We start from the raw sequence: 25,089 nt of genomic DNA, 5'->3' as shown, positions 1-25,089 counted from the left end.
CCGAATATTAGACTCTTCTGGTGTCGAGAGCGGGACTTGAACCCGCACGGGTTACCCCACACGCCCCTCAATAGTGTGGGCATGAAAGAAAGTCTGAAATCCCTTGTATAGCAACGGTTTTAAGCACTTTGGCGGCCCGCTTTTGCCGAAGTCCCCACACGTCTCTGCATAATTTTGGTGCTTCCAAAGGCAAGTATACACGCCTGACGGCGTGTGGGCAAGGGGGAGTGTGGTAAGATCGATTCAACCATTTTTCTTCTTGTTTTAATCTACATAGGCAAATGACTGAGGGGGATTTGAGCCATATACTGACCGCAAATCCATAGGATCGTCATATAACTTGTAGCTCTTTATTTTAATAGCATAACCAGATTCCCTTGATTTAAAGTAGGAGAAGAAAAAGTCCTTGGTTATTCCAGAAAAACTCTTCGTGGTTTCCCACAATGTTTCAATTTCATCATGCAATATTTCATCAATCTCAAACTCGCCAATTACCTTACTCACTGGTGATGAGGCATACACCACTACCCTCTTAACCTTTTGTCGAAATATCGTCTTGCGATATTCATAGCGCTTCGTCCCTGAAAAGATTTCGTGCGCAAATTCTGGTTTAATGGATAACAAGACCTTCATTCGCCTGTGCCTCCCTCAAGACTGTTAGTAACTGTTCTGGACTCATTTTCCCAAATCCTCTTGGAATCGAACTTGCATCACTAATGATGCCTAGTTCGATAAGCCTATGTAAATTAGGTCGCTTGGGAAGCGAATACGTGTACAAGAAATTTACGATAAAGGGCCTGTTCCTGGGCTTATAATTCCAATGTTCCCTAAGCTCGTCATCAGTGAACACGCTCCGTTTCCTACACAGACTGATAAACTCGTCCTCAGAACGTATGTTCGTAACTATATTCTCCACGATTCCAATCGTCGTGACAACCCCTGAGTATACTTTAGGGTGACGATCTCCCGTTCTGTAGAATAACAGTACATCTCCAGATTTCAAATCTCGTTCGTACGCTCGCGAGATATAGACCTTGCTAATTGCATTGCGAAAAGGAGTATGTTCCACGAAGTCATCTGGAGATTCAGTGTTTAAGATCGAATCGGGGAACAGTTCAGTATGGTACTGAGGATATATCGAAACAAAAAATATATTATTCCCGTCAGTCGGTATATATGGGTACATAAATTTGGGATTATCAAGATTCTTGATGTTAACCATTGAACGCACAAAAACTAGCTCTTCTTTCTTGTATCCATGATGACTAAATCCGAAGTCCTCCAATAAATTAATTAACCTTTGCTGTTCGATCGTTCGGTCAAAAATTGTTACATAGATCTCATCCACATGATATCTGACCGCATTATCGAACACGATCTTGAGAAACCGCTCACCAAGTTTAAAACCATTCAACGTTACCTTGAAGGTTCCGATCTTAAGTCTGCGTTTACGGGAAAACACAGGACTGATATCTGAATAGTCCTCAGTTTCATCCTCTAATTTCAAGTAAAGAAACGCGGAAATCCTGTTATCAAGTTGAGAAATATAAGCAATTTCATCAGACTTTCTGTTGAACCACTGGTTAAATCCCGCATAGTCCTCCCTAAAACTATCAAAAAACTCGTCACCCACGTTGATGTTCCCAAAAAACTCTTTTTTCACCGAAAGAACCCGGTAATCTGCCAACTGAGGATTTTCTGCTGTTACTTTCTCCAGAAAAGCATCAATAGTAAATATCCGGTGTGCTATACCTAGAAGTCCAGCTTTTCTACGAATTTTCTTATCTTCAGTTATGAGACTGTCTACCCGATCCTGTAAAACCTCATTAAGAAGTCTCGAATCAATTAGATCATTATCATTCGTATCCTCTCGCTCGGAAACTTCAACAATGGGGCCGGTCCACGGTGCGATATTCTTCAGAACATTGTAGCTCGCAAGCTTTACGTTAAATGACCTTCTCACTGCTTCGTCTCGATACTTATTTATTTCCTCAACAGTTAATGGATGTATGTATTTGTCGTAATGGAGATTATCCAGCCACCTGAATAGGATACCAATATCATCACGGATCGCCTTACTAATCTCTCTGTGAATTATGATATTTGTGTCTAGAAGCACACGCACATTTGTACCTCCTAGGTGAATCAGATTCAACAACCCCTATGTTACACAATTGCTCCAACCGTTCGAAGAAACTCTTCTAGTTGGTGTACCCGCAGTTGGTTGTTCTGGAAAACTACGTAGGGAATGTCCATCATGTTTGCCAATTCAACAGCATAACTGAGCTCTTCATCTTGAAACTGCTCAAGAAATGGTTCGCCATAGACCAAATTATCCCTGCTAAGTAATCTTCCTTTAATCTCATTTACTGTATCCTGCACGACTATAATGGCTTTCGGTGCCAATTGATGAAAGGTCATCTCCGGAACACGGATAATTTGGCTTGTTGTATCGATGAGACAAAAATGTCCATCTAGCAAAAACCATCGTGAACCAATTTGCATGTTTCTGAGGGCGCGAGTCAGAAAGTCCTGATTTGTTTCAATGTCAGAAACCTCCTTCACTAACCCAAACTCTGCTCCTTTCGCGTTAGCAATCAACGCACTTGCCGAATAGTTATCTATCTGGAAATACTCACGAATCATTTTACAAACGGTTGTCTTTCCAACACCGTGAATTCCGCCAACAAAGATCATGTTTTCCGAAGTAATCACCTTCCAAGGAAATGTTCAAGCGTACATCGGTGTAGGCACAGTCGGATACGCCAAAAACACGTGCCGAAATACCAAATCCCTTTTTCGTCCAGCTCTTCATCTGTGAAGCTATCCACCTTGCGATGACTGCATCAAGGAACGTTTCTTCCTTCAAGGTTCGGAGAAGTTCAATAGCGACTTGCTTGATGTTCTTCACGTCTATTGACCACAAATCCGATTTCTTCATAAGAAGAGTTCAAGCTAAACGGTCTGTCCAAAAAAATCCAACCGGATGCATGGTCGTCATTACTTCATGAGTGTTGTCATCGAAATACTTAGAACAACCACAATAGCTGTATTCTCCTCCACACTTAGAACATTTCGAAGTATACCACCCCGCCCAACAAACTCTCAAGCTGCCTGAAGTAATTGCACGTCCTAAGCTCTCTTCACTTTTAGGTATTTCCATTTTGTATTTCATGCTTCCATCGGTTGCTAGCTCAAAGTTGTATCGAGTGTAGTCCACAAGCTTTCTCTTTATGCACAAGCGTCCATTGCTCGTCCATAAATCCTGAAGATGGGGAATGTCCACACTCTCAGGATATGATTGATCCAAAAAATCAGCTATTCTTGTGCACCATGAATAATCTCCCTCAGCCATTGAGTCACAGGCATTAAACAAGACCTCCAGGATCGGTTGCAAGTCACGAATGTGACCCAATAAACTAATACAAACAGCATGAGCCCCGCTTTCAAAGGAGAGATTAATGTTGATTACCCGATCATCTGCAGATTCATTCCATATGCTAACCAGTTCCTGAAATGCCAGAATCGTAGTCTTCATTGTATTCGGGTCTTTATGATAAATAAGCGGAAAATTGGTATATAAATCTTCTACGATGTAAAACTTACTTCCGGGCGAAAGCTCAATAGAAGAATTTCCTCGCTTCAAAATCTTGATAATTTCAACGGTATCTGACTCAATGATTTCTATGCTGGAATTCTCCGTATTCCAAGTTTCGAGGGGAATAATAGTCCGCAAATGTGGAGTTTCGTGAACCGGACGGAAAGACACGGCTATTCGGGGCCCCGTTCCTTCGAATGGAACACGAGGAACGACGTCAGGGACGCTAGAGCGGACCAATTGGCCAACCGTGTTATCACCCTCAGTTCGTTCCAATACCAACGTACTTGCGACACGAGGATTGTTTTCCCTTCCACCTAGATATTCGCCGACTAAGTGATTATCCCGAAAGTGATGGGTAATTATCTCTTTCCATAACGGCACCGATATGTGCCCATCAAGTCTCCATAGTTTCGTATATTTTGCATCTCGCTCCGCTCTCGACAAATCAACATCCAGACGCATGATCATTTGTTCTTCGGTATACTCTTTAACTGCTCCATCAAAGTGTTTAACTATCCCTGATGCTTCATCGATAATTGAATGTACATATCTGCACCCATAAAGGTCGTCTCCATAGCCAAATGATGGAATATCGCGAAGCTCCTCCGCTTCAAATGTGTGCTCTCCATCACGGGAATACCAAAAGAAATCAGTCCAGTTAATGGCATGAAATAATTTGTCCCGCTCGTTGGCACAATGGCGGGTTACGCCTGGAACCATTGAGATTAATTCATCGTCGAACATTGGTCCCCACCAATATTCATGCTCTAGTTTTGGAATAAATGTGGACGCAAGACCGACCATGTCAGTATCCAAGGCAATTTTCACAGCTACAGTTTCTTGTGCCTTAAGTAGGGACTTAAGTAGTTCATCATTTGCATTATTGAGTCGAGAGAGTGAACGGCGAAAATATGGGTGAGCGTAAAGTAGGAGTTCTCCGATCCTAAAGACTCCATCGCCCACATATTCCAAACTTGCTAGTGGAATCAATCCATCATTATCTTTTTGGGCAAAAATACGAGGAAATACTTCGACCGCCAAATTACTTCTAATCAACGCCGTACCACTACACTCTAAAATCTTCTCTTCACCAGTTAAACGATCTGCGATCTGACGCCTTAACTCGTCCACGTGCGGATAACAATCTCGTTGAATGCGTAAATTAATGCTATTGTAAACCTCATTCGAAATCCATTTTGATTCTGATTGTGTTTCCGCCACGTAAGTGATTCCAAAGAGCCTAGTGAGCCCCGGTTCAAAGTACAGACCCAACGGTCGGCTCCATCCAAACGGTCTATGGAGGTCATGCCCGATGCATGAGGGAACTCCTGAGTCCCATATTCGCTCTAGGGCACACGCTAGCGTTGATGCCGGTGAGATCGTCCCGTCTAGGGCCATCGCATCGGACGTATAGACGCAAAATAACTTTTCCACCATCCGATTCTCCTTTACTCTCCAAGTACTGACAGAATCTAGCTGGCGTACACCGGCGACGGTACAGTTGGATACGCCCAAAATACATGCCGAAATACCAAGTCCGTTTTCTCGTCTACATCCTCATCTGTGAAGCTATCGACCGGGAGACCCGTTGAATCGCTATACAGGAAATCGCGAATGACCACCCTCACAGCATCACGGGTTGATTCCTTATCGCGCCAATGATCTATCTTCAACTTCTCGTCCTTCAAAATTCGGAGAAGTTCAACAGCCACTTGCTTGATTCGCTTCACGTCATTTGTGGACAAATTCGGCTTCTTCAGCAGATCGAATATGGCTAGGCTCTCCTCGTCCAATCCCTCCCGCATCGCCCGAGACTCTTCTTCATTCAGACTCTCGACAAACTTCAGCAGGGCTTCAAATGTCTTCTCTATTGTCAGCCTATCTTTCTCACGATTATATTCATGCACAATCTCTTCGTAATGTTGTTGGAAGTCCGTTCGCAATGGATTTTGCATGAGTAAGCGTCGAAGACGTTTTTCGATCACGTTTTTCAAGTTCTGCACCGTTGTGTTCTTGGCTGAGCTTCGCTCAAATTCCTTTCGCAGTCGTTCAAAATCAATCTTTGAAATGTCATATGGAGTCGTCGACTCTCCGATCCGCTGGTTACTGGTCGTGATTGCCTGGTCAACGACACCGTGCAGCTTCTGAAGGATATCCGAGATGTCTGCCAAGTCCCGGTCTTCCTGTAGACTGCGATAGACAATATTGATGGCGTCATATTCATTACGATGCGCGTTGATACCGGAGACGTTTAGACACGCTTTGAATTTCTTGAAAACCTCACGGCACATGACTTCAAAACGTTTTCGAGTCTCATCGTTCTGATTGGCGACTTCCTTGGCTGCTAGGATGGCAGCGTTGCGAGCGAATCCGGTTTGCTCAATGATGTCGTCGAGAGGTGCATGACCTTCGTGCAAGAATGCCCGAACAAAAGCGATAGACTCCACCAAATCGGCAAGCAGTTCTTCATCGGGCTTGGCCGGATCGTGCCCGTCCTCACCATCTCCACCTCGGCCTTCGTCACCGCGACCCGCATAAGTCGCCAAGGCAGCGCGCAGGTTTTTGAGTATTCCACAATAGTCCACGATCAGGCCATTGTTCTTACCCTCGTTCTTACGATTGGCACGAGCAATGGTCTGCATCAGGGTGTGAGCTTTCAAAGGCTTGTCCAAATACAGGGTGGACAGGCTCGGCACGTCAAACCCGGTCAGCCACATGGCGCATACAATCGCCACCCGGAACGGATGTGATTCCTTTTTGAACGCCGACTCAATGTCCAACCGCTTCTGATCATCCGTCTCAAATCCGCTTTTGATGAGTTGGCGATGGGGCTTGATATCCAGTCCCCATTTGCGGAATTTCTCGATCTCACCCTGCTCTTCGCTCACAACGACCGCTAATTGCGTTTCCTTCATCCAATTGAGCTGGCGCTGTCGATAGACAACCTCTTGCGGATCGTGAATTTTAGAGAGGTTGGATTCCAATTCGGCAATTCGCTTTTGCCATTCTGTCTCAATCAGGTTGTACATTCGAACCGTAGTTACCTTATCGATACACACGAACATAGCCTTGCCTGTTTCCCACGCGTTGGAGTAGTGGATCACAAAATCCTGCGCAATCTGCTTCAGTCGTTTCTCTGCGGTGATGATGTGATAGTCGCGACGTAGCTCCCGCTCCAAACGTTCCTCAACGTTGATGTCGTCGGTTTCGAATTCCTCCAACTTCTCCGCGATCCGCTCGTTCAAATCATTCGTGGCTATGCCCAATTTGTCCCCACGTGCATCGTAATATAGAGGTACCGTGGCATCGTCCTCAACAGCCCGTTGAAAATCATACGTGGAGATGTAGTCCCCAAACATCTGCTTCGTCTTCTCGTCGCCCTGGAATAGAGGAGTTCCTGTAAATCCGATGAAGCTGGCATTCGGCAAAGCGTTGCGCATGTTGAGCGCGAGCAATCCGTATTGGGTACGATGCGCTTCATCCGAAATGACGATGACATCGTCACGAAGGGAGTATCCAGTTTTGGGATCAACATCTTGATTGAACTTCTGAATGAGCGTAAAAATGTAGCTCTTATGCTCTCCAAGCAGTTGGCGCAAATCATCGCCACTGGATGCGCAACAAGGATCTTTTTCGTGATTGACCAAACCACATCCGGCAAAAGTTTTGTAGATCTGCGTGTCCAAATCATCGCGATCCGTAACGACTAGAAACGTAAAGTTCCCACCGATTTTGCGATGTACCTTGCGTGTAAAAAACGCCATCGAGTAACTTTTGCCGGAGCCCTGTGTGTGCCAAAACACCCCGAGCTTGCCCAATCGGTCTTGCCGATGATCTACGGAGTCAATGGCTCGGTTCACACCGAGGAACTGATGATTTTGCGCTAAGATCTTTACCGTCTCTCCAGGGGAGTCGTCGAACAAGATGAAGTTCTCAAAGAGGTCCATGAAATTGCGCTTATCACATACACCTTTCAGGAGGGTTTCCATTTCTACGACGCCAGGATCGCTCTCCGCCAGCCTCTTCCAATCATAAAAATGCTCATATTTACTTGAGATTGTGCCGACCTTGGCATCAATACCGTTACCGAGAACGATGATCGCGTTATGGTGGAAGATGTGCGGAATCATGTCCTTGTAGTCGGACAGGTTATCCTCGTACGCATGGCGCAAGTCTTTATGTACATTCTTCAGTTCCATGAAGAGAAGAGGAATACCGTTAACAAAACCAACGATGTCTGCGCGCCGATGATAGATGTCCCCGTAAATCCAAAGTTCACGTACACACAGAAAGTGATTTTGAAGCGGATCGTCAAAATCGAACACGCGCAACCGCTCCAGTTTCAGTTCCCCTTGCGCGTTACGATAGTAAACTTTGACGCCATCCTTCAGGAGTGCATATTTTTCACGATTTGTCGACAGTGTGGATTGGCTGGTGCTGTATTCCACGATTTCACGTATGGCATCTTCATAGGCAGAGTCTGGCAGACCAGGATTCAGACGCTCTAGGTTCTCCTGGAGATAGCGAGCGAGGACCACCTCTTTTCGCGAAGTCCGTCCAAGTAGGCTATTGGGGCCAAAGTCTTCAGTATTGTATGCATAGACCGAGTCCCAACCGAGGGAATCGTGCATGTAGTCAGCAGTCGTTTGCTGCACGAGATTGTCTTCAGTCATACGGCTCATATGGCAATCTCTCCGTTCATCAGGCGAGGGAGCAGGAGGTCGCGGGCTCTAGCTAACTTAGAATTGTACTTTTCCAGCACGGAAATTTGTTGGTAAATTGGGACGACCACACGATGAAACTCGTCAATAATCTTTTCGTCGGGGACTAAAACCTCCCGAGAGTGCGCAAAATCACGGTTTAAGCCCGGAACCGCTACGTCTGTGCTAATGAAATTCATATTCAACAGTGAGTAGTACAGAAACAAACTGCTTCTACTCTTATCAATGAAATATACTGTGTCGATTGGATAGCAATCAGAGTCACTCCAAAAGACGCTCCCCACATTTCCTTTACGGCCTACAATAATTGCCGGTCCTTCAACAAGTGACGTGGCATGGTACCCGACCACACCGCTCGACCCAAATACTGGATTAGGCCCATCCACTCTGTTCTCCGCTTTCAGCGCCTTACCATATTGTAAAGGTGCCACCTGCCCCAATGATTTCCTTTCCCAATTCACCGGCACTCCATCAACAATTTTCACGTGTTCGTGACCGGGAAACCGAAAATGAACGAACCACTCTTTGTAGAGCAAGCGTGCAGCCTGTTCAAGTAGTTCAATTCGACGACGGTTGATTTCGATAAGATCATCGTAATGTGATAGACATGATGAAATTGATCGCTGTACGGAGAGCTCAGGAATCATGACTCGCAAGTTATGAATATGATTTCGATTTAACGTTGGATTGGAGTTACCGACATTGAAATTCTCGAGGTGAAGCGTCTTCAAATAGTAATAAACGTATTTAGCGTCATTTCCCTTGAGGTCCTTGCTCCAAAGAGTAGTATCGTGGGGCCAATAGTCATGTTCTGAGTAGTGAACAGAGCCTAGGGAGCCCTTTCTTCCTATAACAACCCCCGGTCCCTTTGCCATTGCTTCCGCATGGTAACTGCTAACCCCCGATGAAGAAATAACAGGAACATCCCCCTCAACTTGTTTGTCCTTGGTTATGTCGTATCCTCTTTGAAAAAAAACCAAGTCACTGAGATAGGCTTCCCTCCAACTCATTTAATCAACTCCTCAAGGTTGGCACGAATTTTCAAAGCCAGTTCATTCGCCTCCTCATTTAAGCCCTCCAACTCCACATGAATCTCCCGTAACGCTTCCTCAAAATCAAAATCCTCATCCTGTTCCTCCGGCGCAACGCCAACATAGCGTCCCGGTGTAAGGCTCCAATCGTTGTCCTTGATTTCTGATCTACCCACCAGTTTGACCAGGCCGGGCACATCACGAAATTGCCCTTCCGGAAACCTTTCCAAGAGCCATTCCGCTTGACGGTAAAAATAGCGAACATGCTTTAACTGCTCAACAGCGTCTTGTCGGCTAGATTCCATCGCCTTCTTCAAACGATTAATTTCCGCATTCGCCCAAAGGTAACTGGTTTTTGCGCCATATTCCTTCTCAGAGACATCAATCAGCTTGTTCATAAGCTTACTGACGTGATCCGCTTGTTTGACGAGATCTCGACTTTGTTGAGCCAGTACTCCCATGTGAGGTTGAGTGTGCTTCAGCCACAATAGATCGTCGGTCTGCTGAACCCATAACCGTTCCCGTTCAGCAACAGATTGGGAATACTTCTCAACATCAGCAGATAGCGTATTGAACGCAACATCCAATTCATCACGAATTTCAGCAAGTGCTTGTTCATCTTTAACTGAATCCGACAACAGATATGGATTCATGCGCTCTCGTAGATCCTTGAGAGCGGACAAAAATCCACGCAACACATCAATTTCCGTGCCTTCTTCGTCGGTCTTGGAAAAGCATTGTCTGGCTTCCACCATCACTCGGTGCATATAGCTACCTAACAACTCAACAAATCGTTCATTTTCTCCGCGATACAGCCACACAATGGCGAGCAGGTTTTGCAACTGCTCCGGACTAAAGTCGTAAATCTTTCGAGTCACTTTGCGGTAGATGTTACGGGCATCTATCATGAGGACCTTGTCCTGATACTCTGCAGGCTTGGAACGATCAAGAAACCACAGTTCGCAGGGAACCGTTCGCGTATAGAAAAAGTTCGAACGAATGGAAATCATGATATCGACATGGCCGGTTTCAACTAGTTTGCGTCGAACCTCGGCTTCATCGCGTCCGGCGCTTGATGCCTGAGAGGACATGACAAAACCGGCTCGACCGCGATCGTTCAGATAGCTGTAGAAATAGCTGATCCAAAGGTAGTTCCCGTTGGATACCTTTTCGTTTTTGTTGACGCCTGGAAGGCCGAACGGGAGACGGGGATCGTTCTTCACCTTGTCGGCATCCACTTCATCCACGTTAAATGGCGGATTGGCCATGACAAAATCCGCTTTGCCACGCAAATTATGTGGGTCTTCGTAATAGGTGATGGCCTTCTGGATGCCTCCTTCAAGCCCGTGAACCGCCAAATTCATCTTGGCCAGACGGATTGTCGTGGGGTTTTTCTCCATCCCATAGAACGTCAGACGTTCGGACGGATTCGCATGCAGGTGCTCCACGAAGTGCGCGCTTTGGACAAACATGCCCCCGGAACCACAGGCAGGATCGAGAATCACTCCACTCTTTGGCTCCAATACATTGGCGATAAGCGAGACGAGGGAGACCGGAGTGAAAAATTCTCCTCCGTCATGCGCCTTTTGGTCCGCAAACTGCGTAAGGAAATACTCATATATGCGACCAAAGATATCACCGGATGCCCGCTTCAACACTTCCGGATTGAGCGTGCGAAGCAGTTGACCGAGTACTTCATTGTCGAGTTCCTGATATTCTGACTTAGGGAGAACCCCGCGCAGTGAATCATAGTCCGCTTCAATGGACTCCATGGCGTCAATGATGGCCCGAGCGCGATCATCGCTGTCTTTTAATGCAACCAGGTAATCAAACTGCGCGATCTCGCGCAGGAAGATGGCGCTCTTTTGGGAAAAGTCCTCTTTGGTTAATTCGCGAGTGCGCCCACCACGGGTAGGCAACAATGCAATGACGTCATCCTTGACTGCCAAAAACCGACTGTAGGCATGGCGAAGAAAAATCAAACCCATGACGGGCATGAAATATTCGTTGCTGGCGTAGTTCGAGTTGGCCCGCAGGGTGTCTGCTGCACCCCACAGGCGTTTTTCAATGGCTTCTATGTTTTCGAGTTGGGACAAGGATATATACCTCCGGAAGTAACAGTGAGCTTTAGACTGCAATGGACTTAGCTGAAGATAATCAAACGCGACCCATTCAACTGCGTTTCATCACTGACTTTATTCGGCCCGCATGGTGCAATTTCCTGCTATAGGAGTTCCAACAACCCGTGCCGTTCCGAATCTCTCATGTACTCCTCCGCCACTCACAAGAATATTCAGAACATTGATTATTCTTGAGCGTAACAATCTTGTACCACGCATCGTAGCTGGATCGGTTCGTATTTGGGTTTAGAGTCCCGTGGGGAGTTTTTCGACGGAAGAACCGTTGTTGTTACCCAATCTGACGACGAGAACGAGGAAGAAGTGAAGTAGACTTGGATCTTTGCTTCGCTTCTTGATATTTCCCATTTTATAATGCTTCGCCCGGAAACTTTACAGCGAGGATAACAACATCATGACCTAAGACCTCAAAATACACCCTGAATTTTCGAATCACAATGCGAGAAATCCCTTTAAACTCGCCGTATTCCTCGGTATAATGCCGACCTACAATTGGATTTGAGAGAACGTCCTCTGTTTCTATGATGAATTGAGCGATAAAGCCAAGTGTTTCATCCGGCGTGAAATGAGGGCTTTTGAAAGTGAGCAATTTTAACCGAATAGGAGTAGGCCAGATGATTCGTCGGGTTGTCACTGAGCAAAATCCTTAGAGGATAAGGATTTAAGCAATTCTGACGTTGTCATGGCATCTCCTCGTTGGTATGCATTCCGACTGCTCTGAATCAACTCACCAAGCTGAGGGTCAGCTTGTACTTCGGAAGCGATGGTGTCATTATCGTTGGCTTGAAGCACAATGGTGACCTGGCCCTTTCCAGGAATGAAGACTTGGCACACAGAGTGGTCTTTGTCTAGCTTTTCAATGCGCTCCATCAGTTCATGTGGGGTATGAACGATATCCACGGCTCACTGTCACCTCCTGAATTCCATGCATCCATTATACAGCGACGGGCCACCACAGTATACGTTCCCGAAAGGCGTTCGGATGTAAGGCAACGACAACGACAGACGGGCAATCGCCATGGATGGCAATCGCCCGTCTGTCGTTGTATTGAAAAGTTTCTCATCATAAAAGCTTGTGCCTTGCAAACGTGGAGAACGTTTCGTGTCGTTCGACAACCTCATGTCCCCACAAGCGGATGTACTTGTTGACCATGTCCATGGTGCGATGGCGCATAATCCGTCTCAAAGTAAATGGATCGCCACCGTTTAGAATCCACATTCTGGCGAATGTATGCCGGAATGTATGGGCGCTGACTCGGACATTCGTAATCCCGGCCCTCTTGCCATAATCCGCAATTGCGTGCTGGATGGTTGAGCGGTTCAGGCGCCTGCCGTTCAATGTCACGAACAGGGCAGCGGACACGGTTGGGTATCTCCCTCTCTCTTTGATGTACGTTGCTAGAAGGCGAACCATGGGTTCGCTCAGTGGGAGGTCATCCGTGGTATTCGTTTTGCCATCAACATTTTTCAAGAACTTTCCGTACAAATCCACTTGGTCAACGTCCAAGTCGACCAGTTCCCGCAACCGAATTCCGTTATCTAACATGAGAGCCATGATCGCTTTGTCTCGAAGTCCGGCAAATGTCGTCGTCTTACACTGCTCCAGAATCTTCATGTATTGATCTTCTTCAAACGAGTGAATGCCCATGCTCGTTTCAATCAATTTCTGAAGCCTGTAAGCAGCATTTGTCACGACAAGTCCTTCTTCTTTTGCATAACTGAGGACCCGACGAATGGTTTTAATCCGTCCATTAATCGTGTTCGGTTTCAATCCTTGCGCCCGCATATCGTCAAAAACGTGCTTTTCCAAATACTCAGTGGTAATAGAGTCAGCAGCAATGTCTTCTGGCAAGCGTTTCAAGATTGCATTGATGCATTCACGCTCGTGCTTGATTGTAAATGCGGATGCCTGTTTGCGTTCAAGGCTAATCAAGTACTGGTCAGCCAAAGTACGAAGCGTAACAGAAACCTTTGAACTTCTACGGATAGCCACAACTTTGTCCTCTCGAATTGTCCGTATCATCACGCAGGACTCCTTTCATTGATTTCTATGGATTTGGAACGAGATACCAGAGCGGGAATGGGTGAGTCCGGACTCCTTTTTCCACTCCATCAATCTCCATGAATCCATTACACCACGCATCTCGAATTCTTTCCCGGTAAATGTGAAAGTTGAAAAACGAATCCTCTCAACGTCTATTACAGAAAAAAGATTGCGATCTTCGACGGAAAGAAACGGTCTCCATTCGATACTCTCGTTTGAACCGTGGACCGCTTGGCATCCATTTCAACACTTGTCTCGAAAGTTTGTATGTAAAAAATTAGGTTATTAGCTTAGCATCACGACACAATGCGTTGCAATGCTCCACCCTGAAGCGTTGCAACACGGTGCATTGCTACGGCAATAGTTGATAAAGCGTAGCATTGCTACGCAATCGACTTTTCGCCTGTTCCGTAGCCCATTCGCGAAAGGAGGCATGCTTCAAGCTTACAACCCGTGTTCAATTCGGGGCATTTCAACGCAATGTTTGAAGAGCAGCCCGCAGCAATGCTCCGGCTAAAAGTGCCGGATCACTCCGCTTTGCAACACATTGCTACGCGTTGCTACATACTGCTGAATGTATCTGCGAATTCCCGTGAAATGAGTGATATCCTCTTCATGCGCGGGCGCGAACAGCTATGCTGTTCGCGCCCAAAGACATTCATCTGCTCCCCAACGCCGAGCGCACTTCCTCCAACTTTGTCGTCACCCGTACGAGAGCCCTGAACATTTCGTCCAATACCTCGGGTTCAGGAGTGGCATCCGGAAGCAGAACAGCCATCAGCCTTGACTCCAATCTCTTAATCGCCCGAAGATGTTTTTGCGTATTGCGTTCCACAACTGCTTTTTGAAATCTCGCCCCCCCTTCAGCGGGTAGTGATTCCGCCATTTTGACGATCGATTGACGGAGAAGCTTGTCCGTGCCCAAGACCTCTTCGACTTCATATTGCCGGTCGATCGCGTCCGTCACAGAGTCCACGCGATCCAGTGTTATTTGGTCCTCCGAAAAGTTCGGTTCAGTGCGTCCATGTTTTCTCGTTTCCCAATACTGCTCGATCCATTCTGACACCAGGCTTTCCGTGAGAGCGGTTTTCGCAGACCCGGTGGCAGCAACCACTTGAAAAAATTCTGCCTGAGCGTTCATGGGAAGTCCGGCGATCCGAACGGCACTCTTGATCCCCAACATCTTGATGGTCACCAGGCGCTGAAAATCCGTCGACAGTCGAATGAGTCGTAAATACTTGTACACTTGCCTCATGCTGAGATCGTAGTCCCTAGCCAATTCTTCCATCCTCTGATCCTCGTCTTCCTTCACATGCTGGCCATTCTTCAGTCCAAACCGCTCCTTGATGATGGCCATTTGTCGAGCCATGCGAATGGGGTCCGTCTCCTTGGATTGACGTTTTCGATTTTCATTGACGAGGGCAAACTCAGCTTCCTCATCGCTCATTTCCATCAGAATGACGGCAACGGATTCCATTCCTAGATCAAACGCAATTTGCTGGCGCATGTGACCGTCCACGATCACGTACGTTTGACTCTGCACCAGCAAGGGAGTAAGCATGCCGTTCTCCTCAATATCCTTCCTCACACGCTCGTACACCCCGCGCATACCCGCAATGCTGCTGTGATAATGGCCATGTTTGGGGTGAGGTTTCAGTAACTTTGGATTGAGCGTCGTCGTTTCCATCACTCGGCACCCCCAAGATAAAACCTCAAGACATCAAGCCTCTCATGTCCAAGGTCTATGGAAACCAGAATCCGCGCGAGTTGATCATGAGAGAAATGCCGTCCTGCTCCGTGGCGTTCCCCTGAATATCGTTCAAGGCGCTCGATTTTTCGTGACAATTGCGCGGATTCGCTAATCCTTCGCGACAATTCCCTCTCCAGTGCTTTATAATTGCTTTCTTTGTACTGCTGAAAGCGGGTGCCCACGAACGCCTTGCGTTGCGAATGGAAATTCGCTCCGCGAAGCCCAATCTTTTCAGCCTGCCCACGGTACAGGTTCTCCGCCATTTTGCGAGCCGTTTCAACACGATGAAGACTGCCGTTTTGCCGTCTTATTTCAAAGATTGCACGACCCGGTGCCCGCCCTTCGACGAGGTGGGCCAAATGGCGCATGTAAGCCGGGTCCACCTGTACAATGCGGTCTTTACCGCCTTTGTCGCCCCAAAAAATCACACAATTCTGTTTGAAATCAATGTCTTGGACCTGAATGAGCAGTGCAGCCGTAATGCGCGCTCCTGTCTCCATGCCAAATCGTGCCATCTCCGAAAATGCGGTTGCATTGGTCGAGCGGCTCTCCGCCAAAAGCTCGACCATCCTTTGCGCTTGTTCCCGTGTGATGATCAGCCCTTTGTGCGCATCCGCCAGTCGCCGGACCGCATCGATCTCCTTAGCACGCGCCAACATTTAATCTTTATTGATAATACGGATACGCGTACCCATTTGTTCGCGCGCTAAATTTTGTAACTTCGAAAGTGCATGTACATACGTTTTGGCTGTCCCGGCAGCCAGTTCGCCCGATTGGAACCGAGAAAAGCAATGTTCCATGTACTCCCGACCGTGGGCACTACTAACAAACCGCAAGTCCGTGACCCCATGTTGTTCATAGACGAACCGTGCGAAAGCGTCCGCGATACGGGCGTAGTTATTGGTCGTAGCGTGCGAATGCGTGTGCGTACGTTTGAACCGCTCCGTAGCACTCTTTCGCGGAACCTTTGCCTTGCCACGTTTGAACACGATGGCGATGTCATCCCGAAATTGTTCCAATGTTTTCTTTGCCACTTGACGATGCCTCCAACTGTGCTGTGAACCGGGTACAGAGCACGAAGACCCTTTATCAAAGTTTGAGCAGACTTCAAGCTTGCCCGGTCCGAGGTGGTAATGACATCATTCTTTTGAATGCTGTCATTACCACCTCGGTCGAGTTCCCGCGAGTCCATGTCCACCGTGACACGGCTCACCCGACATCTCAGCACCTTTCCCTGCCTGGCGACTGACCGGCTCGCGCGAATGCGCCATTCAAGCCCGCGCCTGCAAACTGGTGGGGTGATCGCCTTTCGCGACCAACTTCTGGTGAAACAATGCCGAACGTGTTGCGGGAGTCGGCCATCCCATGCTGAGTCTTGCCTGTTCGATTGGTGTTGCGTGGGTTCCACCCAATCCACCTGCGTAACGAGCCATTGGCATCCGTACACAGGTTGGTGTTTACAACCGGGCGTTTTCTCACATGAACTGCGGATTGCTCACCGTACTTCGCGCGCCGGAATGTTTCGCTCATCGCTTTGCATATCCGTCGGTGTTACGCACGTTTTCGGTTTGCTCCTGCGTCCAGGTGAGTCCGGCCTTCTGATCGGCCTTTCCGTTTTTGTGCCGATCCTGCATCTCCTCCTTTCCTGAGTGATAAATGTGATGAACTACGTTCGGCTGATGAATGGGCTCACCAACCGGTGCTCGACATCTGTCGGGGCCTGGTTGCGGAACGATGATTCCGCTTTGACAACGCAAAAAAGCGCTGTCCCGAGATCCCCCGTCCCACCTGTCAGGTGAGAACTAGGAATCTCGTTACACCGCTGTGCTGACCCTATCCACTCGGCAAGAGCGGGTAGGGCGGGTGTTATAGGCTAGACAATGTGTCTAGTTCAATTGAAACACGGATTTCCGAATTGTGCAACCGGATAGAAATCGAATTAAATTTGCAAACACCAGCGTGCAATAATCTTCGGCATGCTCAGCTAATCCCTTGTTGTACCGAGCAGAAGTCGGGCCACAAAACGGGAGAAGCGCTTTAACTCCTGTGAACCCAATTCGGTGGCCCCCGATTCAACTTGGAACAAAAGCTCCCAATGATCTCGGGGAATGAGCAACTTCAATTGTTCGATGGGTTTGTCCTGCGCCGGTTCACCATCTTCGGATGGATGATCCTGATTATAAAAATCCTCAATGAGTTTTTCGCTCAGCAACTCCAGCGCAAGATTACACATGGATCACCACTCCCTGGTCAACCATTCAGGCTCATCTCCGATTCGCGTAAATCCCCACATTATTCCGTGTTGTGAGACAGGTGAACGGGCTGGCCAGCTTCATGACAGGAAACTGGCCGGTCCTATCGTCATTAACCCACAGCACTGGCCACATAATTCGCCATGTACAGCGCCAATTCATCGGACGTGCGCGCCGTTTCAAGATTGCCAAAATCCCGCGATACCAGATGTAACACGCGATCAGCATCCTCTTGTGACAAGACCAGTTCGTCCACCATCCGTCTCATTGCATATGCGAGAGATTCCATAACCCGTACACGAACCCTCGATGACAGTTTCCCGACTTCTATCATTACGGCTGCTAAGCTCACAGCCAAGCAATCCGTGGGTTTCGAATGATCCTCTAATGCCTGGCGACATTTCGTAAAAATTTGGTGCAGATGGTCTATCGACATCGGACAATACCCTCTTGCACCCTTCTCATCGACGAGAGTGAACTGATACTTTTTGATCAGTTCCACCATCGCGGAATCCAAATCTGAACTGTTCCACATAAAATGAAGAACTTTGAGAACAGCGCGCAAGTGGTCCAAAATTCCCCCATGATAGCGATGGCGAATAGATTCCGTGTCGACTCCGACTAAAAGCTCGTCCCAATTTCGTTCGATGTAATCCACAGCCAAGCCGGAGTACGGCTGTGGCATTCACTCAAGCACCGGCACGATTTGCATGATTGTATGGATGACTCCGGAAATTGGGGCTTCCACGATCTCCGGGATTGCCCTAGCAGAATCAATTTCGAGAATGTTCATCCGTTTGTCACCCGAGCCCAAAGGCCACTCATAGACAGCCCCCGACACAACCGCTTCCTTGCCATCGCCAATTTGCTCCATCAGTTCTCTCGCCCGATCCTCTGAACTCGTCCACAGAAGCGCCTGCATATGTCCTGTCTCATCGGTGATTTGCAGATTCAGGCAATATCCCTGACTCCCACAGTCCAAATCGATGAACTGTACAAATGTGCCGAGATAATCAATATGCCTGCCCACGTTCAGTCCCGCAATATCCTCCGGGCTGGCTGCTCGCCGGATGGCGGGAGCGGGGAACCGCTCTGCCAAACGGTCATAATCGGATCGCTCAAAGAAATCATCATGCGTCAGGGGAATCAAACGGTTCAAGGTAATCATGATATTTGACCATCCTCGTTCATGAATTTTGAACATATGAAATCAACCACACTGGTCAACCAGATATCGCGCGAAATGCAATGTCCATGCATCTGTCGGACGTTGGATGTCGTCAACTCCGTAGATGACCGGACGACTCACGACCAAGTCCTGAATGGGACCGATCACGGTGTAAGGAATTCGGAGAGACTCCCCAACATCCAATAGAGTTTGTGTTCCAAACGTGGCTGGACCAATTCGTCGATCCTCCACGATTTTGCCGATTTCGAGAAAGGTGGCTGCCACCATCGCGCACTGAGGAGATATCTCGTCACCGGGTCGTTTGCCTGCTTCCTGAGCTTTAACCAGGATTCGATACAGATAATCCACCGAACCGGGATATTTCTCGATGCGTCCACCGGCTTTGAAATCGGCCAGACTTGGTTGAACGCCATGAATAATCGCAAGCATCGCGTTTACGGGGTTGGACGCTTTCCCGTACAAATAAGTCAAGGTTTTCAGTACCCAACGCAGATGAGTCAGAATCCCCGCGCTGTATTTGTGTCGCTTACTTTCGGGGTCAACGGCACTGAGAAGTGAGTCCCAATGTAATTCAAGACCACCCAATGCCAGGTCCTTATAAGGTTCAGGCAGGGATTCGATCATGAGCATCGTCTGCATGACCGTATGGCTTAATCCCCAAACGTGAGAATCCGGAATGATCACGCGAATGTCCGCAAAATCAAGCGAGTTGACGACCATTTGCAACTTGCCCGATGCTGATGGATACTCCTGAACGAAACCACTGACAACCGCTTCCTTGCCCTTACCAATCTTTTCGACCAACGTGTTGAGGTACGATTCATCGGTCACCCACATGACACCCTGCATGTGATCGGTCTCGTCCTCCAGATCAAGCAGGAGAAAGGGCTGACCAAACCGTGTTTTGGCCCGACAAATCACTTTTACGGACGTACCCAAATACTCGACCTTGTCACCAATTTGTAGATCCTCGATACTGATTGGACTTTCCGCCCTGCGTATTTCAGGAAGCGGGAAGCGAGCGGTAATCCGCTCGAAGTCTGTTTCCGTATAATCGCGATCCAGCCAAGGTGACAATACTTCGTTGATTGCGATAGCCATGCTTACCGATCTCCTTTGTCAGATGACTGAAGATGTTGCAACGCATCGGACCAACCTAACCTGTAAAATGCTTTGCTCGCTTCGCTGACCAGCTCGTTATAATCATCATCGACTTCCGCGAAGCCGTCCCGGAACTCCTCCGGCAGTTCTTTCATGAGGTCCCGGAACTTGAACAGCGTGATCGTAAGAGCTACTGCGTACTCCAGCGCGATATCCTGTGGTGAACTGTTCGCCCGTTGACGAAACATGAATTCCCAATCCTCAATCTTATTATTTTCGTCCACAATGAGGGCTCCTCTCGATATTGTGTTCGTGAGATGATTCAAGGTACAATGTATAAGTAGCGCAGTCATCATCACGTTTAAACACATTATAAATCGCATATGCGATACAATCAATACTATTTGCGTTTTATTTTCAACTTATTTTGGCGGTGATCTCTTGATTAAGATACATCTGAGCAAAATGCTTGGTGAACGACGAATAACCCAACGTCGACTCGCAGAAATGGCCGACGTTAGGCCCAATAGCGTCAACGCAATCTACAATGAAAAAGCGCAACGAATAGATTTAGATGTACTCGATAAGATTTGCAAGGCATTGGACTGCCAGCCGGGGGATTTGTTAGAGCGGGTAGACGATTAGTATTTATTCGGGTTTTTGCCGTGAGTTACTGACCTAACGGGAATATCCAATGAAGCCACTCCTGAATCAATGCATAGTGTTCTGATTTATAATCACTGAGGATGCGTGGTACGGTCGCCTAAGTCAGGTGAATCGTGGATATTCCGCACCTCGCATGGTATTATCCTGACGACTGATAAATCTTCGGCGATTAGAAGAATGATTAGTATTTAGGCACGCTGCAATCATTACACACTTTATGCTTAGATTGGGTTGACGGAATATGAGATCAATTAATTTAAGTTCTTACTCAGATGCCTTTAAAACTTTGGATGAAGCACAATTTATAAAGTACCTCGACTATTTTGGTGTCCAAGTAAAGGCGCAAGAGAGCGAGGATATCTATTCTTTCGTCACCAGAATGATAAGTAATGGTCTATTTTCCGATCAGTTAACCGACTTTTTTGTGGGTTACTCGATTCCCCAAATTTCGAAGGAGTTCGATCTGCTACGGTTTGGTCATAACTACATCTTAGATATAGAGTTGAAAAACATAAGCACTGAGGAACGGATAGCAACGCAGTTGATTCAGAATAGCTATTATCTAAGAGCTTTGGGCACACCTGTCATTACTTATGCGTTTGTCGTAAAGACACAAGGCGTATTTACATTAGATGAGAACGGAAATCTCATGAAGAGAACCATGAAAGAATTAGTGAATGCCGTTGGTGGTCAACAAAGTAAAGGCATCGATAACATTGATGCACTCTTTAAGCCAAGCGTTTACCTGGTTTCACCTTTAAACTCGCCGGAGAAGTTCATAAGCGGAAGTTACTTCCTTACAGGCAATCAGTTAGCTGCGAGGAATGACATCATCCGCATATTTGCCGATAATTCCGTCCCTGTCATCGCTATTGAAGGTAAACCAGGAACCGGAAAAACATTGTTGACTTACGATATTGCCAGGTATTTTGTTGACCAAAAATGGAACGTATGCTTGTTTCACTGTGGATACCTCGCTGAGGGACACTATATTTTGATGAATGAACATAAATGGAATATACACCCAATAAGGGACCTTGATAGCGTTTTGCAACAGCCTCAAAAATGTAACTTGATTATAGTCGACGAAGCCCAGCGAGTTTACAGCAATCAGTTAGAAGCCATTATTAATTATATTAACGAAAGAAAAATCAAGTGCATTTTCTCTTACGACCCTGAACAGGTGTTTTCTTCTTCCGAATCCTTACGCAATATTGCTGGTAGGGTCGAACAATTAATTCATAAAAAATACAGATTGACCGAAAAAATAAGGACTAATAAAGAAATTGCATCATTTATAACGAATTTATTCAATAGGAATAAAATAAATTCTAATATAGAATACAATAATATCTATCTTCAATACTTTGATTCCGCAGAATTCTTACGTCGCTATCTTGAGCAGTTAAAGGATCATGGTTGGGAAGTAATCAACTATACTACCTCCAGCTATAATCATTTGACCTACGATAAATATCAAGTAGGCCATCGAAACGCCCACCTTGTAATTGGACAAGAATTTGACAAAGTTGCGACTGTAATTAATCAACATTTTTACTATGGGGATGATGGTTTACTCCGAGCTAGAAGGGAGTTGGGGGCGCCTGAATATCAGTTGGATAAAATGCTGTACCAAATCCTGACTAGAGCACGGCAGGAGATTACCATAGTAGTTTATCAAAACAAACCTATGCTAGACGCATGTTTGCGGATATTGGAAAAATGAGTGGCGCGTTTAACACTTTCCAATCATAAAATCAGCTGGTATTCCATTGACCAGCAAGTGTAGTCGTTCCTTCCTATGTATAAGCGCGGAACCTAAACAGACCGCGTTTTTCACTTCAAATTTAGGTCGTGTCCACAACTTTAGGTGAAGCTATTTGGTGTAAATCTGTCAATGATATCCGCCAGAATTGAGCTAAGTTCAGATTCGGTAAAGGGTTCATTATGTTCAATGTAAATGTTCTCATCAGACCCGATATATGTTAGAAATGCTCTATCGTATGGGACATTAATATGTCGGTTTGAATCTCTTATTTCCTTCAGAGCTCTGCTGTCAAATCCAAGATGTACCCTCACCGACCGAGTATTTGTAAAGTACCAAAGCCACCCATCATGAAAGTAAACCTTTGCTATTTTATCGGACGATACACAAATGCGGACTGCCAGCAGGTCAGTTCTGCTTAGCAAATGTGCCTGTCTTAATATGTCATCGTATTTCTCCTTGTCGATATACTGATGTTTCACAACATCCGCGACACATGGCAATTTTGCTTCTTCGTTCATGATGAATTCATAATATTGAATGTAAACCTCCGTCTGCTTGTAGGCATTTATTTCTGCCTCGCCGATATACTCATTCACAAATTCTTCGGAAAATGCTTCCGTCAGTAGATCATCCGTTCTTGAATAAATGTCTGTATCCATCAACAATATTGGAATCGGGTCTATTGCTAATCTGAGTACAGCTATGGCACCAATACAACTCCTAACATATGATTCGAACAATCCCACAAATTGCGTCTGGTCTCGTTGTCGGTTCAGAACGTGACTACGAGAGACATAGAAAGTATTAAACCCTTGTTTATGAACTTGCTTATTTAGCCGTTCTTTTACCTGTTTCAGTTGGTCAAAATAATCAGCCATTTTCTTCTTGATGTCCGAAAAGGCTTGTCCATTATCGTTTAGAAACTTCAACATTTGATTACTCATAGGAAACTTGCTCTGACCTTTCCAATCTTCCAGCTCTATGTCTCTCTGTTCTGGGCTAAGTTCCGCCAAATAAACCATAGTCGTTGAAACTTCAAGGGACTGACGTAAAGAATAGAACGCACAATCAAAGTAACCGTGTTCAAATAGTGCGATTGCATTCACAATAAGTTGTGCGGCTTCTTGGATGAATGTATTAGCTAACATCACGTCAATTCTTCCGGTCCAACTTTGCTCGATGTTTGTTAGGTCATGATAGTATTTCTCCTTGTTCTGGATTTGCTGGGGAATCAAATTGGTGTTCTCTTTCCAATCAGAAAACTCAAACATGATATCTATCCTCACACCCGCAAATAGCGTATTGTCAACCAATAGAAGCTACGCTGGATTAATTATACAAGCAATGCGTAAAGCCGCCAATCACTGGATTTGTCGGAGGAGGGGCCCCCTTTTGGCATGGTGGCCGAACCCGTGATTGTTCCCGCTGATGCATAAAGTTGCCTGTCGAACCAGAGCTGTCCTTACTAAAATCACTCTTAAAATACCACTAATCAACCACCGAATGCTATTGACCTAGTCAAAGGGGCCAATATTCAAGAAGACTGAACTGCTGTACTACGTAATCTTGCGGTACGCCATTAACCAAAATCGACTCAATCATTATGAGGGTCTGATACCCCAATGACTTCCTTTAATTTACTTCGAATATCTGGATGGTTCACAAATGCTTCGGTTTGCACACGAGCCAAGTGTTCTATCTCGTCACGCTCCAACTTAAGTTGTGGTTTCGACGACTTACGATATTCCTCCACGTGCTTCAACAGCGGGTTGGGACGTTCACTTCTTCGAATCACAATCTATCAGTCCTCCATAAGTTCATAGTCATAATCATCGAGTCGGCGATGACCGGAAGCATCACTCCCGGCCATCACCACCGCTAACTCAGCCGATGCTCCACAAAACTAAATTTGCTGTGCTGCAAGCTCACGTCATGCGAGAACATCTCAACATATATGCGAACCGTCTCCATGCTGCTATGGACAAGAATGCGCTGAAGAGAGAAAATGTCTCCACCAGCCAAAATGTAATATTTCGCCATGGTGTGTCTAAAAGTATGCGGTGACACCCGGACATTTGCAATCCGTGCCTGTTCTCCATACTGCTTTACGAGCTTTTGAATCGTTCCGATGGCAATGGATTCATTGTCGATGGTGACAAACAGCGCGTCTGTAATCGCATTTCCGCGCTCCTTCATGTATTTCTGCAACACCTGCCGCATCTTGCTCTGAATGGGCACCAGCCTTTGCTTCGATCCTTTCCCATGAACCAGAATGTTCCCGTCTCGGATGTGAACATCTGATAACCGAATGCCAACCAGTTCGCTGATTCGAATTCCGGTCTCAAGGAGCAAGAGCATCATCGTGTAATCGCGCAAACCCGTGAAAGTGTTCTGATCAGGTTGACGGAGCAATCGCGAAATTTCATCTTCGGCGAACGTCTGAATGATGACCTTCTCACCTTTCAAAACGGGCAAATCGGCGCTGTAATCGCGGGGCAGGTAACTTTCCCTATGCAGGAATTGAATGAGCCCCCGAACCGACCGAATCCGCCCATTGATGGTGTTCACCTTCAGGCCAAGCTCTTCGAGCATGTAGAATACAAAATGCTCCTTCAGAAACGACACGGTGAGTTTTCGGCAATCCTCAATCGTCACGCCCTGCATACCTAGAACTTTCTCCAGGGCATTCAGATTCTCCTTGTGCCAGCGCTGCGTTTGTTTTGCCAATCCCCGGACATCGCGTAAGAACTGCACCTTGGCATCTGCCAACGAAATGATCCGCTCTTCCGGTACAGCCACCTCTTCCACAAAATCAACCGTATTTTTTC

General features: G+C 46.6%; 24 protein-coding genes. 2 read left to right on the top strand and 22 right to left on the bottom strand.

The annotated features are described in order from the left end of the window. Nucleotides 1–264: 264 nt before the first annotated feature. The 19 genes from BM613_RS12650 to BM613_RS12565 form a co-directional block, all read right to left on the bottom strand. Nucleotides 265–633, bottom strand: coding sequence for an ASCH domain-containing protein (locus tag BM613_RS12650; protein WP_109431544.1), 369 nt, complete (start codon nt 631–633; stop codon nt 265–267). Next, a complete protein-coding gene (locus BM613_RS12645; RefSeq protein ID WP_109431543.1) occupies nt 611–2,125 on the bottom strand; it encodes a PIN domain-containing protein in 1,515 nt (504 codons plus the stop codon). The genes BM613_RS12650 and BM613_RS12645 overlap by 23 nt, the downstream gene beginning before the upstream one ends. Before the next feature lie 41 nt (nt 2,126–2,166). Continuing rightward, nucleotides 2,167–2,715, bottom strand: a complete 549-nt coding sequence (locus tag BM613_RS12640) for an ATP-binding protein (protein ID WP_181363146.1) — start codon at nt 2,713–2,715, stop codon at nt 2,167–2,169. Between the two features lie 235 nt (nt 2,716–2,950). Next, a complete protein-coding gene (locus BM613_RS12635; RefSeq protein ID WP_181363145.1) occupies nt 2,951–4,732 on the bottom strand; it encodes a hypothetical protein in 1,782 nt (593 codons plus the stop codon). A gap of 341 nt (nt 4,733–5,073) precedes the next feature. After that, the gene (locus BM613_RS12630; RefSeq protein ID WP_109431540.1) at nt 5,074–8,283 is read right to left on the bottom strand and encodes a type I restriction endonuclease subunit R; all 3,210 of its coding nucleotides are present in this window, start codon (nt 8,281–8,283) and stop codon (nt 5,074–5,076) included. Next, the gene (locus BM613_RS12625) at nt 8,280–9,332 is read right to left on the bottom strand and encodes a restriction endonuclease subunit S (protein WP_109431539.1); all 1,053 of its coding nucleotides are present in this window, start codon (nt 9,330–9,332) and stop codon (nt 8,280–8,282) included. The genes BM613_RS12630 and BM613_RS12625 overlap by 4 nt, the downstream gene beginning before the upstream one ends. After that, nucleotides 9,329–11,449, bottom strand: a complete 2,121-nt coding sequence (locus tag BM613_RS12620; RefSeq protein WP_109431538.1) for a class I SAM-dependent DNA methyltransferase — start codon at nt 11,447–11,449, stop codon at nt 9,329–9,331. The genes BM613_RS12625 and BM613_RS12620 overlap by 4 nt, the downstream gene beginning before the upstream one ends. Nucleotides 11,450–11,840: 391 nt before the next feature. Beyond that, on the bottom strand, nt 11,841–12,125 hold the full coding sequence (locus BM613_RS12615) for a hypothetical protein (protein WP_067711362.1): 285 nt from the start codon (nt 12,123–12,125) through the stop codon (nt 11,841–11,843). Then, nucleotides 12,122–12,391: a hypothetical protein gene (locus tag BM613_RS12610; RefSeq protein WP_245926389.1), complete on the bottom strand. Its 270-nt coding sequence runs from the start codon at nt 12,389–12,391 to the stop codon at nt 12,122–12,124. Before BM613_RS12610 ends, BM613_RS12615 begins: the two co-directional genes overlap by 4 nt. 163 nt (nt 12,392–12,554) lie before the next feature. Further along, entirely contained in the window at nt 12,555–13,514 is a 960-nt protein-coding gene (locus BM613_RS12605) for a tyrosine-type recombinase/integrase (protein WP_109431537.1), read from the bottom strand. A 679-nt stretch (nt 13,515–14,193) separates the two neighbouring features. Beyond that, nucleotides 14,194–15,222 carry a ParB/RepB/Spo0J family partition protein gene (locus BM613_RS12600; protein ID WP_109431536.1) on the bottom strand — a complete coding sequence of 343 codons (1,029 nt, stop codon included), beginning with the start codon at nt 15,220–15,222 and terminating at the stop codon, nt 14,194–14,196. After that, nucleotides 15,222–15,944, bottom strand: coding sequence for a tyrosine-type recombinase/integrase (locus BM613_RS12595; RefSeq protein WP_109431535.1), 723 nt, complete (start codon nt 15,942–15,944; stop codon nt 15,222–15,224). Before BM613_RS12595 ends, BM613_RS12600 begins: the two co-directional genes overlap by 1 nt. Beyond that, entirely contained in the window at nt 15,945–16,319 is a 375-nt protein-coding gene (locus BM613_RS12590) for a hypothetical protein (RefSeq protein WP_109431534.1), read from the bottom strand. Nucleotides 16,320–16,556: 237 nt separating this feature from the next. After that, on the bottom strand, nt 16,557–16,718 hold the full coding sequence (locus tag BM613_RS15155; RefSeq protein WP_181363144.1) for a hypothetical protein: 162 nt from the start codon (nt 16,716–16,718) through the stop codon (nt 16,557–16,559). 551 nt (nt 16,719–17,269) lie between these two features. After that, the gene (locus BM613_RS12585) at nt 17,270–17,518 is read right to left on the bottom strand and encodes a hypothetical protein (RefSeq protein WP_109431533.1); all 249 of its coding nucleotides are present in this window, start codon (nt 17,516–17,518) and stop codon (nt 17,270–17,272) included. Between the two features lie 131 nt (nt 17,519–17,649). Further along, on the bottom strand, nt 17,650–18,222 hold the full coding sequence (locus BM613_RS12580; RefSeq protein WP_109431532.1) for a hypothetical protein: 573 nt from the start codon (nt 18,220–18,222) through the stop codon (nt 17,650–17,652). Beyond that, complete coding sequence (locus tag BM613_RS12575) at nt 18,223–18,741, bottom strand: hypothetical protein (protein ID WP_146192816.1); 519 nt, start codon at nt 18,739–18,741, stop codon at nt 18,223–18,225. Between the two features lie 6 nt (nt 18,742–18,747). Beyond that, nucleotides 18,748–19,827, bottom strand: a complete 1,080-nt coding sequence (locus BM613_RS12570; protein WP_109431530.1) for an OB-fold nucleic acid binding domain-containing protein — start codon at nt 19,825–19,827, stop codon at nt 18,748–18,750. 2 nt (nt 19,828–19,829) lie between these two features. After that, entirely contained in the window at nt 19,830–20,111 is a 282-nt protein-coding gene (locus BM613_RS12565) for a hypothetical protein (protein WP_109431529.1), read from the bottom strand. Between the two features lie 181 nt (nt 20,112–20,292). On the opposite strand from BM613_RS12565, the gene BM613_RS15865 reads away from it, so the two are divergent. Together BM613_RS15865 and BM613_RS12555 are read left to right on the top strand one after the other, a co-directional pair. After that, nucleotides 20,293–20,472 carry a helix-turn-helix domain-containing protein gene (locus tag BM613_RS15865; protein WP_425450699.1) on the top strand — a complete coding sequence of 60 codons (180 nt, stop codon included), beginning with the start codon at nt 20,293–20,295 and terminating at the stop codon, nt 20,470–20,472. Between the two features lie 307 nt (nt 20,473–20,779). Next, the gene (locus BM613_RS12555) at nt 20,780–22,219 is read left to right on the top strand and encodes an ATP-binding protein (protein ID WP_181363143.1); all 1,440 of its coding nucleotides are present in this window, start codon (nt 20,780–20,782) and stop codon (nt 22,217–22,219) included. A gap of 140 nt (nt 22,220–22,359) precedes the next feature. Here the strand turns inward: BM613_RS12555 and BM613_RS12550 are convergent, their stop codons facing one another. The 3 genes from BM613_RS12550 to BM613_RS12540 all read right to left on the bottom strand — a co-directional run. After that, nucleotides 22,360–23,532, bottom strand: a complete 1,173-nt coding sequence (locus BM613_RS12550) for a teicoplanin resistance protein VanZ (protein ID WP_109431526.1) — start codon at nt 23,530–23,532, stop codon at nt 22,360–22,362. Nucleotides 23,533–23,855: 323 nt separating this feature from the next. After that, a complete protein-coding gene (locus BM613_RS12545) occupies nt 23,856–24,056 on the bottom strand; it encodes a hypothetical protein (protein WP_109431525.1) in 201 nt (66 codons plus the stop codon). Nucleotides 24,057–24,139: 83 nt separating this feature from the next. Next, nucleotides 24,140–25,089 (bottom strand): tyrosine-type recombinase/integrase (locus BM613_RS12540; protein ID WP_109431524.1); only part of this gene is annotated, 950 nt, incomplete at its 5' end.

This window comes from Sulfoacidibacillus thermotolerans (assembly GCF_003144315.1).
Classification (GTDB): domain Bacteria; phylum Bacillota; class Bacilli; order Alicyclobacillales; family SLC66; genus Sulfoacidibacillus; species Sulfoacidibacillus thermotolerans.
Note: the sequence above shows the minus strand (reverse complement) of the source record. Positions and strands in the feature narration are given on the sequence as shown.